The sequence below is a fragment of the Vibrio sp. R15-SG3-ISO1B genome (assembly GCF_059833835.1).
In genome coordinates, this window is the sequence record NZ_JCBDGG010000029.1 from 99,562 (window position 1) to 115,239 (window position 15,678).

The 15,678-nt window shown below is 49.0% G+C and carries 13 protein-coding genes; 7 read left to right on the top strand and 6 right to left on the bottom strand.

Annotated features, from left to right (window positions below; genetic code table 11):
* Positions 1–60: 60 nt before the first annotated feature.
* Positions 61–948, top strand: coding sequence for an AraC family transcriptional regulator (locus AC6R0S_RS07315; RefSeq protein WP_500637561.1), 888 nt, complete (start codon positions 61–63; stop codon positions 946–948).
* A 170-nt stretch (positions 949–1,118) separates the two neighbouring features.
* Here the strand turns inward: AC6R0S_RS07315 and glgC are convergent, their stop codons facing one another.
* From glgC to fruB, 5 genes are all read right to left on the bottom strand, one after another.
* The gene (gene glgC / locus AC6R0S_RS07320) at positions 1,119–2,336 is read right to left on the bottom strand and encodes a glucose-1-phosphate adenylyltransferase (RefSeq protein ID WP_500628255.1); all 1,218 of its coding nucleotides are present in this window, start codon (positions 2,334–2,336) and stop codon (positions 1,119–1,121) included.
* 145 nt (positions 2,337–2,481) lie between these two features.
* A complete protein-coding gene (locus AC6R0S_RS07325; RefSeq protein ID WP_500637562.1) occupies positions 2,482–4,401 on the bottom strand; it encodes a GGDEF domain-containing protein in 1,920 nt (639 codons plus the stop codon).
* A gap of 221 nt (positions 4,402–4,622) precedes the next feature.
* Positions 4,623–6,359, bottom strand: coding sequence for a PTS fructose transporter subunit IIBC (fruA, locus tag AC6R0S_RS07330; protein ID WP_500637563.1), 1,737 nt, complete (start codon positions 6,357–6,359; stop codon positions 4,623–4,625).
* 54 nt (positions 6,360–6,413) lie between these two features.
* Positions 6,414–7,364, bottom strand: coding sequence for a 1-phosphofructokinase (pfkB, locus tag AC6R0S_RS07335; RefSeq protein WP_500631274.1), 951 nt, complete (start codon positions 7,362–7,364; stop codon positions 6,414–6,416).
* 9 nt (positions 7,365–7,373) lie between these two features.
* A complete protein-coding gene (gene fruB, locus AC6R0S_RS07340; RefSeq protein ID WP_500637564.1) occupies positions 7,374–8,504 on the bottom strand; it encodes a fused PTS fructose transporter subunit IIA/HPr protein in 1,131 nt (376 codons plus the stop codon).
* Between the two features lie 375 nt (positions 8,505–8,879).
* Between fruB and cra the strand changes: the two genes are divergently transcribed.
* A complete protein-coding gene (gene cra, locus AC6R0S_RS07345) occupies positions 8,880–9,857 on the top strand; it encodes a catabolite repressor/activator (protein ID WP_500637565.1) in 978 nt (325 codons plus the stop codon).
* Positions 9,858–9,957: 100 nt separating this feature from the next.
* Here the strand turns inward: cra and AC6R0S_RS07350 are convergent, their stop codons facing one another.
* Positions 9,958–10,476, bottom strand: coding sequence for a hypothetical protein (locus AC6R0S_RS07350; RefSeq protein WP_487901486.1), 519 nt, complete (start codon positions 10,474–10,476; stop codon positions 9,958–9,960).
* A gap of 216 nt (positions 10,477–10,692) precedes the next feature.
* Here AC6R0S_RS07350 and AC6R0S_RS07355 point away from each other — a divergent pair, with 216 nt between their 5' ends.
* The 5 genes from AC6R0S_RS07355 to modC all read left to right on the top strand — a co-directional run bounded on the left by AC6R0S_RS07355 (position 10,693) and on the right by modC (position 15,645).
* Complete coding sequence (locus tag AC6R0S_RS07355; RefSeq protein ID WP_500637566.1) at positions 10,693–11,490, top strand: MetQ/NlpA family ABC transporter substrate-binding protein; 798 nt, start codon at positions 10,693–10,695, stop codon at positions 11,488–11,490.
* A 130-nt stretch (positions 11,491–11,620) separates the two neighbouring features.
* Positions 11,621–13,096, top strand: coding sequence for a cobyric acid synthase (locus tag AC6R0S_RS07360; protein WP_500637567.1), 1,476 nt, complete (start codon positions 11,621–11,623; stop codon positions 13,094–13,096).
* On the top strand, positions 13,093–13,848 hold the full coding sequence (gene modA / locus AC6R0S_RS07365) for a molybdate ABC transporter substrate-binding protein (RefSeq protein WP_500631278.1): 756 nt from the start codon (positions 13,093–13,095) through the stop codon (positions 13,846–13,848). The genes AC6R0S_RS07360 and modA overlap by 4 nt, the downstream gene beginning before the upstream one ends.
* Positions 13,838–14,524, top strand: coding sequence for a molybdate ABC transporter permease subunit (modB, locus tag AC6R0S_RS07370; RefSeq protein ID WP_500637568.1), 687 nt, complete (start codon positions 13,838–13,840; stop codon positions 14,522–14,524). The genes modA and modB overlap by 11 nt, the downstream gene beginning before the upstream one ends.
* Positions 14,521–15,645 carry a molybdenum ABC transporter ATP-binding protein ModC gene (gene modC, locus AC6R0S_RS07375; protein ID WP_500637569.1) on the top strand — a complete coding sequence of 375 codons (1,125 nt, stop codon included), beginning with the start codon at positions 14,521–14,523 and terminating at the stop codon, positions 15,643–15,645. Before modB ends, modC begins: the two co-directional genes overlap by 4 nt.
* Positions 15,646–15,678 lie beyond the last annotated feature (33 nt).

Here is a 15,678-nt window from a genome sequence, read left to right on the forward strand (position 1 = left end):
AATTCTGCATTTATTTTGCCTAATCCTACTTATATTGCTTGGGTGAATAGGTGGTAAGCGATGACGCTGGTGGATTGGATGGAGCAATACGTTGAGCAAAATGGCCTTGACGATTTGGAAGGGGTAGTCGGTACCGCCATTGAAGGCGTGTGGTTTTATCGAAGCTCCAAGGGGAATAAACGCCAACCTTTGGTCTACCAGTCAGGCGTGATCATATTGGGGCAGGGGACAAAACATATCTATCTAGGCGACAAGCCCGTGAAATATGGTGGTGATGATTATCTCGTGGTGGGGGTACCGCTCCCCCTTGAATGTGAAGCCATTGCTGATGCTGGCAAGCCACTGATGGGGTTAACGGTCGATGTCGATCCTCAAGTGCTGCATCGTTTAGTCAATAAGCTTGAAGAGCTAAACGTTCAGCCAAAGGCGATGACGCCTGCGCGCAGTGAAGGGCTCTCTTCAGTGAGTATGGACAACGATATGATGGACGTGAGTTGTCGAATCATGAAGGCACTTTGTCATCCTGTAGAGAGCGCTCTGTTAGGTGAGTCTCTAACTGAAGAGTTGGCACTGAGAGCGCTAATGAGCAGTGAAGGGCATGTGTTGTTCGATTTAGCCAAGCACGAAGGGCATTACGCGCGCGTCGCCAAAGCGCTCGAGTATGTGCATCATCACTACCATGACTCACTCACTGTTCAAGGGTTGGCTGAGACGGCGAACATGAGCATTTCCGCTTTTCATCAAGCGTTTCGCTCTGTGACGTTAGAAACTCCTATTCAGTACATTAAAAAGGTGCGCCTAAACAAAGCGAAAGAGTTGATTCATTTTGATGGATTGAAGGTCAGTGAAGCCGCTAGGCGAGTCGGTTACAACAGCACCTCGCAATTCTCCCGGGAGTACAAGCGCCATTTTAACGAAACACCTCGTGCTGGCGCGTTAGCGGCGTAACCGAGCTATGTCCTAAAAAGGGGAAAGTGAATCGCACGCAATTTGCTGTGTTAATCTGATCGCAAATAGGTGATAATTACTCTCAACAAATCGAAGATTTGTCACCTACCCCTATAGGAGATCTAGTCAATCTCTGAGTGAAGCCTCTAACTTAGGTTAGAGGCTTTTTTTTACGAAAAACTGTAACTTTCTGGCACCACCACGATCCCGTCTGATGAAATCTTAAAGCGCTTGGCATCTTCTTTCGCATCGACGCCAATTTCTGTGTTGGCGGGGATTCGGACGTGCTTATCAACGATGCAGTTGACCAAGCGGCAGCCTTCACCCACTTCAACATCATCAAACAAGATGCTGCCAGCGATAGTGGCGCCGTCGTTAATACGCACGTTGGGCGAGATAATGGAATGATGCACTGAGCCACCGGAGTTGATCACGCCATTGGCAATAATGGAATTAATGAAAATACCCTCGTTGCCTGTGGCTGAGGAGACGGTCCGTGCCGGAGGAAACTGGGACTCGTAAGTGCGAATTGGCCAGTTTGCCTGATAGAGGTTCATTGGGGGAACGGGTTCGAGCAAATCCATATTGGCCTGATAGAAGGAGTCGATAGTACCGACATCTCGCCAGTAGCAGTCTCTGTCAACTCGACCTTTGTCGTTGCAGAAGTTATAAGCGTAGACGCCTTGCTCTTGGATGAGTTTTGGAATGACGTCTTTGCCAAAATCGTGTGAAGAGTGGCTATCTTTGGCATCCGCTTCTAGAGAGCGGGTCAGGGTTTTCATATCGAAGATATAAATCCCCATCGACACAAGACTACGCGTATCATTGCCCGGCAGTGATGGCGGATCTTGCGGTTTTTCAATAAAATCGTCGATGCGGCCGCTTTCGCCCACAGAGACACAGCCAAAGGCTGACGCTTCACTGCGCGGGACGTCCATACAGGCAATCGTCAGCTTCGCGTTCTTATCAATATGTTCTTTGAGCATCTCCGCGTAATCCATGCGATAGATGTGATCGCCCGACAAGACGATAACATATTTGGCATCGCTGCGGCTCAAAAGCCATAGATTATGGTAGATTGCATCAGCGGTGCCTTCATACCACTTACCACCACCCCGCATTTGAGGTGGAACGGCGGTGATGTACTCGCCAAGTTCAGGGTTAAAAATCGACCAGCCATCTCGTAGATGTTTTTGTAATGAGTGAGACTTGTACTGGGTAAGGACGAGGATTTTCCGAAGTCCAGAGTGTAGGCAATTGGTTAGGGTGAAATCAATAATACGGTACTTTCCGCCAAAAGGAACGGCAGGTTTTGCGCGATCGTCCGTGAGGGGGCTAAGACGAGAGCCCATTCCTCCAGCGAGAATGACCGTGAGAGCGTCTTGCATACTATTCTCCGTAATAGTGCGGGGGTACTACTGGGGTATCAAGAACCGAGCCAACCCGAAGGTGATGGTGTTACCTAAGTATAGCGTTCGATAGGGCGTTTATCTGCGCTATCGTGGTGCGTGAACAAAATAATCTTGCACCAATTTAGACAAAGGCTTGCACCTGATCACTTTTGATCACGGAAATGCGATTTCTGCCCAGATATTTAGAGTCGTAAAGCGCCATATCGGTGCGTTTGTAGGTCTGACTTGGATTCGCGCAGACATCACTGACACCGCCACTTATCGTCACATTATGCATAGAGTGTTGTTCAACCACATTGCGTATGCGATTGGAGACGGCTTCCGCCTCTTCAACCGAGGTGTTAGGCATGATGACAGCAAACTCTTCACCACCGACACGGGCGAGCAAATCCGTTTCTCTTAACTCACCTTTCAATAACTGCGCCACGCTTTTAATCACGTGATCACCGACATCGTGACCGTACTGGTCGTTCACCTGCTTAAAATGGTCAATGTCGAATAAACAGAGCGCTGCCTGTTCCTCTTGCGGATAACGCTTCACACGCATGCATAGGCTTTGCAATTCAATATCAAACTTGCGTCGGTTCCATTGCGATGTGAGGGCGTCTTTTTCACTCAATCGGCGCAGTTGCTGTTCCAATGCCTTCAATTCGGAGATATCGACAAATGAGGCAACATAGAACTGAATTTTGCCATCATGATTCTTGACCGTCTGGATGCGCAGCAACTCAGTGATAAGGGTGGCATCTTTGCGTCGATTGATGATTTCTCCCTGCCAAATTCCCCTTGTATGAATAGACTCCCACATCTCACGATAGAACTTTTGCGTATGTTCTCCGGAGGCAAACATCGACGGTTGTTGACCTTTGACCTCTTCAAAGGTGTAACCACTAATCCGGCAGAGCTCGTCATTCACTTTGATAATCCGATTGTCTTTATCTGTGATCATCAGAGCAGACATACCGTTTATCGCCGCGCGGGCAATTTTGCTTTCCAAGCTATTTTTGTGGTGATTGTCATTCCAAATGACAAAGGATAGGGCAATCAGAAAAATCACCGCCGAGACAGAACACAACTGAACAAATAGCTCAAAGCGTTCGGCGCGACTGATTTGGTTAGCCTGCTGCGTAGGCATAGTCACGAAGAGCAAAAGCGATTGAGTATGCTGACCGAGGGTAAAATCGATGGTTTGATAGGTCAGCCAAGCATTCGACTCGTGCACTGTTCCTGAGGCGTTTATCGCTTGCTGTCGCCATAGCAATGGGAAGTCATTGGCGACAGAATGCTGGGCTCGGCCGGGGAGCAGATCACCAAACAGCGTCGCTGTATCGGGAGACAGTACATAAAAGCCGTTTGCATTAGCAACGATGGGCTTCGAACCGCTGTTGTCTCGATACGCCAACTCGTCATAAATCATCGACAGATTGAGATTCGCAATAAAGTAGCCTTGTCGGACGCCAGAAGTCGCAACGGGCACGATCACGCGCAGCGCCGGCGTGTACGGGCGTGCGTATTCACCGTGCTCAATCTCGAGATCAATGCCATACACCCCCAGTTGGCCGTCTTCCAAGCTCTGCGCATAAGAAAAATAGTTGCGCCCGGATTTATCTTGCAAAAATACATCTTCAACGATTTGGGTTGTACGACCATTGTGGTTGATACGAATTTTTTCTTGGCCATGGATGTCCAAATAACGCAGTTGCGAGTAGTAGCCTTGGGTTCGAGCGACGAGGGCCCAAAAGTCTTCAATTACACTTCGTGAGAGCGGAGAGGGAGAGTCGATAGCACGGTGCAGCAGGCCATTGTTGGCCAGTTCCATCACAGAGAGTTGGATTTTTTGATTGATGGCACCAAGCTCTGCCACCGCGTAATTGACTTTGGCTTGCTCAATCATGGCGACTTGTTGTGCAGTACGAGTCTCGAGATCATCAAGTCGCTCATAGAAATAAATCGCAGGGACAACAGAGAGTGCGCTAAACACGAGGATAAATTGCAACAAAAGTTTGGTCGGAGAGTAGTAGCGCATTGCGTCTAGAGTCATCTTCTGGATTTATTCATCGAAAAGTTTACCCCAGGGGGATATGCAATACTGTGAAGATGGTGGGATTCTATTGAGCTTAACACCCGTTCCAATATTTTTATTGGATATTGTGTTTTATATCAATAGAGTTATTTGATTGCGCCGCTCTAAGCGATAAAAAAGCGCCCCGGAGAGGAGCGCTGAGCAGATTAAGCATAGATCTAATAAAAGGTTGGGGGGTGTTATGCTTGTGCTTGAACTTGTTTTGCGTCACTGCGTGCTTTTAGGAACGCGTAACCAAAGCCTGTCACTGCTGTACCCGCTGCGATAGCGACAAGGTACATGACGACTGGAGTAATCGCGTTCGGGATAAGAAGAACGAACAGACCACCGTGTGGTGCCATCAGTTTAGCGCCAAACAGCATAGACAGAGCACCAGTTAACGCGCCGCCTGCCATACACGCCGGGATAACGCGCATTGGATCTTTTGCTGCAAAAGGAATCGCACCTTCCGAGATAAAGCATAGGCCAAGTACGAAAGAGGCTTTGCCCGCTTCTTGCTCGCTTTTCTCAAATTTGTTTTTCGCGATAAAGGTCGCCAAACCCATGCCCAGAGCCGGTACCATGCCCGCCGCCATGATGGCTGCCATCGGTGCGTAAGTTTGTGATGCCAATAGGCCAACACCAAACGCGTACGCTGCTTTGTTGACTGGACCACCTAAGTCGAAACACATCATCGCGCCAAGGATAATTCCGAGAAGTACTGCGCTGTCAGAGCCCATGTTGTTTAGGAAGTCTGTTAGACCGTTCATAATGCCGGAAACAGGACCACCGACGATGTAGATCATGACCAAACCAGTAAAGAGGGTTGCGACAAACGGGATGATCAAAATGGGTTTGAGTGCTTCCATCGATTGCGGAAGTTGTACTTTATCTGCAAGGAATTTCGCGGCATAACCAGCGATGAAACCTGCGGCGATACCACCAAGGAAGCCTGCGCCTGTTGAGCTTGCGAGCATACCACCGACAAGGCCCGGTGCCAGTCCTGGACGATCCGCAATAGAAAAGGCGATGTAACCGGCGAGCACTGGGATCATCAGCGCGAATGCTGAACCACCACCGATGGTCATCAATGCTGCGGCAAGCGTGCCTTCTTCTTTAAATGCTTCAATACCAAAGACAAAAGAGAGCGCGATAATCAAACCACCTGCAACCACGACAGGGAGCATGTGTGATACACCGGTCATTAGGTGTTTGTAGGCCCCTTTCTTCTCATCTTGAGCGGAAGATTGATTAGCTGAGCCAGAATGTTGGTAAACCGTCGCTTGTTCAAAGGCTCTATCCATCTCTTCGGCGGTTTTCTTCAGAGCAGGGCCGGTTTTAGTACGGTACATTTTTTTGCCGTTGAAACGATCCAGTGGCACTTCGATGTCTGCGGCGATGATCACTAAGTCTGCGTCAGCAATTTCTTGGTCTGTGAGTTGGTTTTTCGCACCGACCGAACCGCGAGTTTCTACTTTGATTTGGTGACCACGACGTTTGCCTTCTTCTTCGAGTGCCTCAGCAGCCATAAAGGTGTGCGCCACGCCTGTTGGGCACGCTGTGATGGCCACAATCTTCTTCGCAGAAGAGGTGGCTGGAGCTGCAGCAACCGATTGTGTCGCACTGGAAAGGAGTTGTGCTTGGCTAGCTGCTTGCTCAAGGAATGCAACGGCGTCTTTGGTTACCGCGCTGATGTCACTGCGGAACACTTTTTTGCCGACAAAGCGCGCGTCGTCAACCTCGGTGTTCGCCGCAATGACGATCACATCCGCTTGATCGATGTCCGCTTGTGAGAGCACATTGGTGTCAACAACGCTTGATTGGCATTCAATGGTCGCGTTCCATGCAAGTTTCTTCGCTGCTTTTTCTAACAGGCCAGCAGCGAGAATGCTGTTTGCCACGCCGCTCGGGCAGGCAGTAATGATGGCAATATTCATAATGATAACCTTCTGTTCCTTAGTTTGCTTCTACGTTTTGGCGAACGGATTCGCTTAGGCAAGCTCATTAACTTGAGTATTAAGCTTAATTTGATCCAGCTCTTGTTGGCTGGTCACACCAACGCCGACTTGACTCACTGCAAGTGCAGAGAGGGCTGTGGCAAATTGGAGTAATTCGGTTTTTGGCATCTGTTGCATGTGGCCCCAACATAGACCCGCGACTAACGTATCGCCGGCGCCTACTGTGCTGACCACTTGCATTCTTGGCGGCTTGGCGTGGAGCCATTGATCGTCGTGCAGCCACATCACACCGTCAGCGCCCATTGAAACGACAATGTTGTCGATGCCTTTGTTAGACAGGGTTTGTGCCGCGTTTTGGCACGCTTCTCGCGTATCCAGTGTTTGACCTAGGAAATCGCCCAACTCTTCCTCGTTAGGTTTGATAAGCCAAGGTTTGGCATCAAGCCCTGCGGCAAGTGCGGCTTTACTGCTGTCAAACAGGACTTTTTTGCCACGTTCACGCAACTGCGCGATCCATGCTGCGCACTGAGCCGGTGTGACACCACCGGGTAGGCTGCCAGCAAAGACAAAGTAGTCATGATCGATCGCCAGTTCGTGCAGAACTCGCTCAAATTGCGCGATTTGAGCATCGTTTACTTCGACGCCAGGAAAATTGATGTCGCTGACCTCGCCATTTTTCTCCACCAACTTGACGTTGATACGAGTGGAGCCGTCAACTTCGACAAAGCGATCCGTCACACCGATGTTTGAAAACAGTTGGTGGAACAGTTCAGGGTTATCTTTGCCTAAAAAACCCGTGACAGTGACGTCAGCACCTAAATCGCGTAGGACCATAGCGACGTTGACCCCTTTGCCCGCCGCTCTTAGGTTGCTCTCTTTGACAAGACTCACGCTACCCACATTGAGGGTATCCAGACTACCGGTCAGATCGAGCGCTGGATTCAACGTGATGGTCACGACTTTATTGGTTGCAATCTCAGACATGGTCGCCCCTTAACCTTCACCAAGGCCAGATTGAATCGCGCTGCCAATGGCTTCCAGTGCCTGAGGTGCATCTGCCCCTTCTGCGGTGAATTGCAGCTGATGACCGTGTTTAACACCAAGCGCAATCACTTTCATTAGGCTTTTCGCGTTAACGGCTTTGCCGTCGCCATCAAGGTTTGCGACGCGAATGTTTGACTCAAACTTTTTCGCTTCCGCCACCAACATCGCGCCCGGTCTTGCATGTAAACCATGTGCGTTTCGAATTTTGAAGACTGCGGTATTGCCATCAGCGCTGGCTTGCTCTGCTTGTTCGCCTTTGAGTAGCGCGATGACTTGTTCGCCACTGCCATCAAGCAATGAGGTGTGTTTTTGTTCAAAAACTAACTGCGTCAGGTTTTCTAAGATTGCTTGATGTGCATTGTTGCACGCTGCAAAGGTGATCAATGCTTTGACGTTTTCACCGTCAAATTGGCATTGATTCGCCGTGGAAACAAAAGAGACACCGCTACGCTGAACACCTTTTTCACTGCCGACTAACCAAAGCCCTTGACCAAGGTGGGTGGGTGTTTTTGATACGATATCGGCAACAAAATCATGGTTTGCGCATCCGGTATTTTTGAGCAAACCAGAGGCGACAGCGCTGAGCTGGACCATATCACTGGCTGGAAAGCCGACTTGAACTAACGACGCGTCGAGATCCACTTCTAACTGAACATCGCCATTCAGGAGTGCGACGATTTCATCCGCGGTTTTTACCGATTTTAGGCGTTCTTCAACGCCGTCAGCGCTCAGTACTTTGGTCAATTGCTTAAGAATGCCCAAGTGTTCGTCCGATTTTGCCGCAATACCAATGGCGACGTAGACACGGTTACTGTCACCCCATTCTACACCGTCAGGGAAGTGGTGAATCGCAACGCCTGTCTCTTTGACCATGTGACGCGTGTCGGTGGTGCCGTGTGGGATGGCTATGCCGTTGCCTAAAAACGTCGAGTTTTGCTTCTCGCGATTGAGCATGCCCTCGACGTACTGCGCGTCGACTAAGCCTTGATTCGCAAGTGTCGATGCAATGTTTTGAATAGCGGCAAATTTATCATCCGCCTGTTGCGATAGGGTGATATCAGTTTTGGTGAGCTTGAGCATGGCGCTTCTCCAGCATAAAAGTCATACAGTTCGTTCTCAGTCTGTGGGCGCGGAGTGCAACTTCTGTTGTCTCTTCTCGCTATTTACTTTCATCTGTTTACTGGGCAGTCAGTATAGCTTGCGACCAGTAACCACTTTAGTGAATCGATTCAGCAAATTCGCGCCACAAAAAAGTTTTAGCAAAGAATGGAGTAATATCGATGAGGTTCCCGCCTCAATAGTGTTCAACTTGGTTGAAAATAGTGACCTTACTCTTGTTTTATTCTTTGCTGAATCCTTTCAGCTTTTATACTGAAACGTTTCAGCTTATAATTCAACTCAGCGATAGATCTTTGATGAATTATTATGATCGTGCGCACAGATTAAGGTAGAGATATGACACTAGATGAAGTAGCCAAATTGGCCGGTGTGTCCAAGACAACCGCAAGCTATGTGATTAACGGTAAAGCACAAAAATATCGGATCAGCGAAAAGACACAACGTAAAGTGATGGCGGTGGTGGAAGAGCATAACTATCGCCCGGATCTTGCCGCCAGTACGCTGCGCGCAGGGCAAAGTCGATCGTTTGGGTTGGTGATCCCTGATTTAGAAAACACCAGTTATGCCAAGCTTGCAAAACTTCTCGAACAAAGCTCTCGAAAAGCAGGCTATCAAATATTGATCGCCTGTTCGGATGATGACGCTGATACGGAAAAAAATGTCGTCAATGCGTTGATCAGTCGTAAGGTCGATGGGCTGTTTGTGGCAAGCGCGATGCCAGACGCCAATGAATTTTATCTCGACATCCAACACAAGGGCACGCCGGTTATCGCGATTGACCGTCCCTTAGACGATGAGTTTTTTTCATGCGTGATCAGTGAAGACTTTGGCGCGGCGAATGAGCTCACTCACTCCGTAATTAGTGACGCCGTCACAACTATTGGCTTAATTGGTGCACTTCCAGACCTCAATATCTCTAAAGAGCGTGAGTTGGGTTTTAAGACGGCGGCAGAAGAGCGAGGTTGCAGTGTAGTAATTGGCTATGGTGACCACTTTAACCGTATTGACGCGAAAAAGGTGATGCGTACTTGGCTGGCCAACAATGAGCTCCCCAATGCGATTGTGACCACCTCGTATACATTGTTGGAAGGGGTATTAGACGTATTTCTCGAGCAACCAGATTTGGTTAAAGGCATCAAACTGGGGACCTTTGGTGATAATCGTCTGCTTGATTTCCTCCCCTTTAAAGTGAACTCTTTGCCTCAGCAATTTGAAATGATTTCAGACAGCGCGTTGGCGTTGGCACTTAACGCATCGGCAAAACGTTACCATCCGGGTATTGAGTTGATTCCACGTGAGTTGATTGTTCGCTAACCGTTTTAACTAAGATAAGGTTACTAAAACAGGGATACTAAAACCGTGGAACTAAAAAGCGCCAAGACGGCGCTTTTTTCACATCAGAGCAGCACGATCATCAGTACTGAAAACGAACGCTCATCGTCAATTGTGGACCATAGAGTCCGTTGTTTCTTGTCTCGGCTGATAGCGACATCTGCTGAGTAGAGTGAAAACGAAGTCCGGCGTGAAAGACAGAGGAATCATCCAAACGGCCTAATCGCATCGTCGCTTCGACTTGTTCAGTCAACCAAAGACGACCGCCAATGTTCATTTCAATCTGCGTGTCACTGTCACCTGCTACATATTTTGTTTGGTGAAGTAGCATTTGACCATACACATCCGCAAATTGTGTTACTGGTCCATTAAAACCGATACCACCGGCAACGTCATAATCGCCATCAAACTGAGAATCGGCGCGAATGATCAAATGGGAATTTTCCGTGAATAGAGTGGTGAACTCACCGCCTAATGTCGAGGGATTGGCGCCTACACGCACTTCAAAGTAGTTGTAGCTGAAGTTATTCGCTTGTGCTGATGTCGCCGCAAGAGCCAGCGCGCTGGTAAGTAGGATTTTTTTCAAAACAGTCTCCGACATTGTCAATTTTCCGTCTAAGCGCCACATTGGCTTGGCGTTTTTGCCTAATGAAAAAAATATTAGCAAGTTTTAAGCCAGCCATTTGAGGTGGGTGTCATTATTGATGATTTAAAATGATTTGTCGCCTACGAATTGAATTGATTGATTTTTTATATAGAAAGCTTACAGTGGAGCTCTAGCCATCTAAAAGGCTTTTATTAACAATGAGAGGGAAATATGAAGTTAATCAGTAAGGTGTCGTTGTTAGCATTCATCACGGTAGTCGGACTTACCGGGTGCGGCGAAAAAGAAGAGTCAGTGATTAAAGTTGGAGCGACGGTTGGCCCACACGCCCAGGTTGTCGAGGCGGTAGCAAAACAAGCCGAGCAGCATGGGTTAAAGGTGCAAGTGATCGAGTTTTCGGATTATGTCACGCCAAACGCGGCGCTTGATGATGGCAGTATCGATATCAATAGTTATCAACATCAACCATTTTTAGACAGTTTTAATCAAAATCATGGTACAGAACTTGTCTCAATCGGCCGTTCAATCCTCATGCGTATGGGACTTTACTCAAATAAATACCGCACTTTAGATGCGTTGCCAGAGAAAGCGCGTATCGCGATACCTAACGATCCGACTAATGGTGGTCGCGGTCTATTATTGCTTGCTGATGCGGGAGTGATCACCCTGAAAGAGGGCGTTGGATATGCGGCAATGCTCACTGATGTTGTGGACAACCCTAAACAGTTCGAATTCATCGAGGTCGATGCGGCGCAGTTACCCAGAACTCTGGATGATGTCGATGCTGCGGCAATCACGATGAACTATGTGATGTCATCAGGGCTTGATCCGCAGAAACAGAGTATTTATCTCGAATCGACCGATGCCCCGCTCGCTGTTATGGTCATCGCGACCCGTAAAGGGGAAGAGACTAAACCTGAGTATCAGCAGTTTGTTGAGATCTTCCAATCGCAAGAGACTAAAGCCTTCCTAGCCAAGCAGTTTGGTAGCACGATTGAGGCGGCGTTCTAATTCGCAGAATGATTGAGAGCCCGAGGCATTACCACCTCGGGCTTTTTTTATCGAAACATTAGCGATTGCAAGGTGGGAGTGGTATCGTCAGCCAACATAACGGATGGATTTATTGTAGTTTTTTCTTTATATGAAAACGCCTCTTCAAGCCCTAATGGTACAGGGTACAACCTCTGACGCAGGAAAAAGCGTCGTCGTGGCAGGTCTTTGCCGAGTGTTGGCTCGCCGTGGTGTGCGAGTTGCCCCATTTAAACCACAGAATATGGCGTTAAACAGCGCCGTAACCTCTGATGGTGGTGAAATTGGTCGCGCCCAAGCGGTGCAAGCTTTAGCCGCCGGTGTTGAGCCTAGTGTACATATGAATCCAGTGTTACTTAAGCCTAATTCCGATACTGGCGCACAGGTGATCGTGCAAGGTAAAGCACTGAGTAATATGGAAGCGTGTGGTTACCAGAACTACAAACAGTTAGCACTGCCTTTTGTGATGGACTCGTTTAGTCAACTGACCGAACACTATGATTCGATTATGATCGAAGGCGCTGGTAGCCCAGCAGAAATCAATCTACGTGAGAATGATATCGCCAATATGGGCTTTGCTGAGGAGGCGGATGTGCCCGTCGTGATTGTCGCCGATATTGACCGGGGCGGCGTGTTTGCTCACTTATACGGCACTCTGGCCCTGCTATCAGAGAGCGAGCAGCAGCGAGTCAAAGGATTTATTATTAATCGCTTTCGTGGTGATATTTCACTGCTCGAACCTGGCCTTGATTGGCTGGAAGAAAAAACCGGCAAGCCTGTCATCGGCGTGTTGCCCTATCTGCACGGGTTTGAGTTAGAGGCGGAAGATGCCATCAATACTCAGCAATCGCTCAATTCGAGCGCGAAGATTCAGGTTGCGGTGCCAGTGTTTACTCGGATCAGCAATCACACCGATTTTGATGCGTTAAGAAGCAACCCAGACATTCACCTTAGATACGTAGGTAAGGGGGAGTCGCTGTCGGGAGCAGACGTCATTATTTTGCCGGGCTCAAAATCGGTCCGCAGCGATCTTGCCTACTTAAGCAGTCAGGGATGGGATCGCGATATCCAGCGTCATCTTCGTTTAGGCGGCAAAGTGATTGGCATTTGTGGTGGATACCAAATGCTGGGTCAGAAAATTGATGATCCTTTGAGGTTAGAAAGTGACGCAGGCAGCACTGCAGGGCTAGGGTACTTACAGACTGAAACGGTGATCACCGACTCCAAAACGCTAACGAATGTGGATGGCCAACTCTCATTAAATGGCAGCACGGTGCCCGTATCAGGCTATGAGATTCACGCTGGTCGCACTCAAACCACAGATGTATCGCCCATTATGCTCAGTTCGGGTGAGAGGGATGGCGCGTTGAGTGAGTGTAATCAAGTCTTTGGGACCTATTTACATGGTATCTTTAACTCGGCCGAGGCGACGACGCAGATTATGCGTTGGGCAACCGGTGAGGATATCGGCGCGATAGACCATAATGCGCGCCAACTTGAAGCCATCGATCGTATTGCTGATGCCATCGAGCAGCATTTGAAACTGGATTTACTCTGGCCAGAACTAGAGACACAGAACAAACAATGAAACAACGATTTTCACTTTTCTTCGCTTTGTGGTTAAGCCTTGCTTTTCACGCTCAGGCGCAAGACAAACTCACGGTCTATGCTGCCGCGTCGATGACCAATGTGGTCTCAGAGCTCGTGAATGAATTCGAGCAGCAGCGTGATGTTTCGGTGACCACTGTGTTTGGTGGCTCGTCATCCCTAGCGCGGCAAATTGCCTATGGCGCTCCCGCAGACGTGTTTATTTCAGCGAACCATCAGTGGGTGCAATATTTGATCGACAACGGCAGTGTAGAACCACACCAGGTGAAACAGATAGCGGCAAACCAACTCGTCGTCATTGCCAAGAAGCAGATCGCTTTGGCTGTCGGGGACGTTCAATCTTGGCAACAAGCGCTAAACGGGCAAAGACTCGCGGTTGGGCAAACCGACACGGTTCCCGCTGGTATCTATGCGAAACAAGCGCTGACTTGGCTTGGCGTCTGGCAGAGCGTAGAGATGTCGCTCGCGCCGAGTAAAAGTGTTCGTGCTGCTCTAGCGTTAGTGGAGCGAGGTGAAACGCCATTAGGGATTGTCTACAAAACCGATGCGATGCAATCAGAGACGGTGACAGTGGTAGCCACGCTTTCAGAGCGTAGCCACGAACCGATTCAATATCCTGCTGCTGTTGTGAGTGACAATGTCACGGCGAACGAATTTCTTGATTATTTGCAAACGCGTGACTCAAGAGCCCTGTTTACACAATACGGATTTTTAGTCAGTGATGCTCAGTGATTACGAGATTCAAGCCTTATCGCTCAGTTTGAAAATAGCGGGGGTGGCGGTGCTATGGCTGATCCCCCTCGGTATCTTGTTGGCGTGGTTGCTGGCTAGAAAGTCGTTTCTCGGACGTAGTGTGCTAGATAGTCTTATCCACCTACCACTGGTGTTACCCCCTGTTGTGATTGGCTATTTGCTGCTGATTTCCCTTGGTCGCCAAGGCTGGCTTGGCCAGTATCTGTTTGAGCATTGGGGGCTGGTCTTCGCCTTCAGTTGGAAAGGCGCGGTAATTGCGTGCATGATTGTCTCTCTACCATTGATGGTCAGGGCGATTCGTTTGAGTCTAGAGTCCATCGACCCACGCCTTGAAGAAGCAGCGGCCACATTGGGCGCTTCCCCGTTGAAAATCTTTACCACCATTACACTGCCTTTAACCCTACCAGGTATTATTACCGGTACTATGCTCGCCTTTGCGCGCAGCTTAGGTGAGTTTGGGGCCACCATCAGTTTTGTCTCCAACATTCCTGGCGAAACGCAAACGATTCCATTGGCGATGTATACCTTTATCGAGACCCCGGGCGCAGAGTATGCAGCAATGAGGCTGTGTCTCATCTCAATTGCGATTGCGTTACTCTCTCTGTTTATCTCTGGCTGGTTAAGCCGAGTCAGTCAAAAAAGGCTAGGGCAATGACGAATTCGCACGCGCTGAGCGTTCAGTATCGCACTCGACTTGGTGATCAAACGTTTGATATCGACCTTGAGTTGCCCAATCGCGGCATTACCGCCATCTTTGGCCGTTCGGGGGCGGGCAAAACCAGTTTGATTCATTCTGTCGCTGGTCTTCATACGCCCCTAGAAGGGCGGATTCAACTCAATGACCGTGTGTTGTTTTGCTCACAAAATAAGATCAACGTCCCGGTGCATCAGCGCAATGTGGGTTACGTGTTTCAAGAAGCCCGCTTGTTTCCCCATTACCGCGTTGAAGGCAACTTGCTGTATGGCGTGAAGGGGAATGACAAAGTACATTTTGACAAGGTGGTGGACACGCTCGATCTCGGCGCGCTGTTGAGTCGTTACCCTAAAGCGTTGTCTGGGGGAGAAAAGCAGCGCGTCGCAATAGGACGAGCATTGCTGCGCAAGCCAGACATACTCCTGATGGATGAGCCGCTTGCGTCATTGGACATGCCGAGAAAGCGCGAAGTGATGCCATATCTTGAGCAACTTGCTGCCGATATCGACGTGCCTATTCTTTATGTTTCCCACAGCTTGAATGAAGTATTGCGTCTGGCTAATCAACTGGTGGTGATCGATGACGGTCGGGTGGTGGCTTGCGATAATATTGAGGCGGTCTGGTCTTTGGACGTCATGCGCCCGTGGCACTCGTTTTCGGAGCAAAGCTCGCTGTTCGAAGCTCGTGTCCTGCGCCACAATCATGACTATGCGTTGACTGAGGTGAGTTTAACGCCTGCGCATTCGCTCTGGGTTCAAAAAATCAACGTCCGTGAAGACGACTTAGTACGGCTGCAAATTCGCGCCAATGATGTCTCTTTAGCTCTAGAGCCGCCAAAGCAAACCTCGATTCGTAATAGCCTTAAGGTCACGATTGAGGAATTGGAAGAGGTGCGTCATGGTGAGCAACGGCAAAGTGTGACCGTCTATTTGCGCCTAGATGAAAGACGAACCCTCAAAGCGACCATTACTCAGTGGGCCAAAGATGAGTTGAATTTAACACCTGGGATGACGGTCTACGCCCAGATCAAAGGCGTGAGCGTTACTCAAAAAGATATTGCGCTTGCTCACGGTGATAGGTAGCCATTAAAAAAAGCGCCTTGCGGCGCTTTTTCA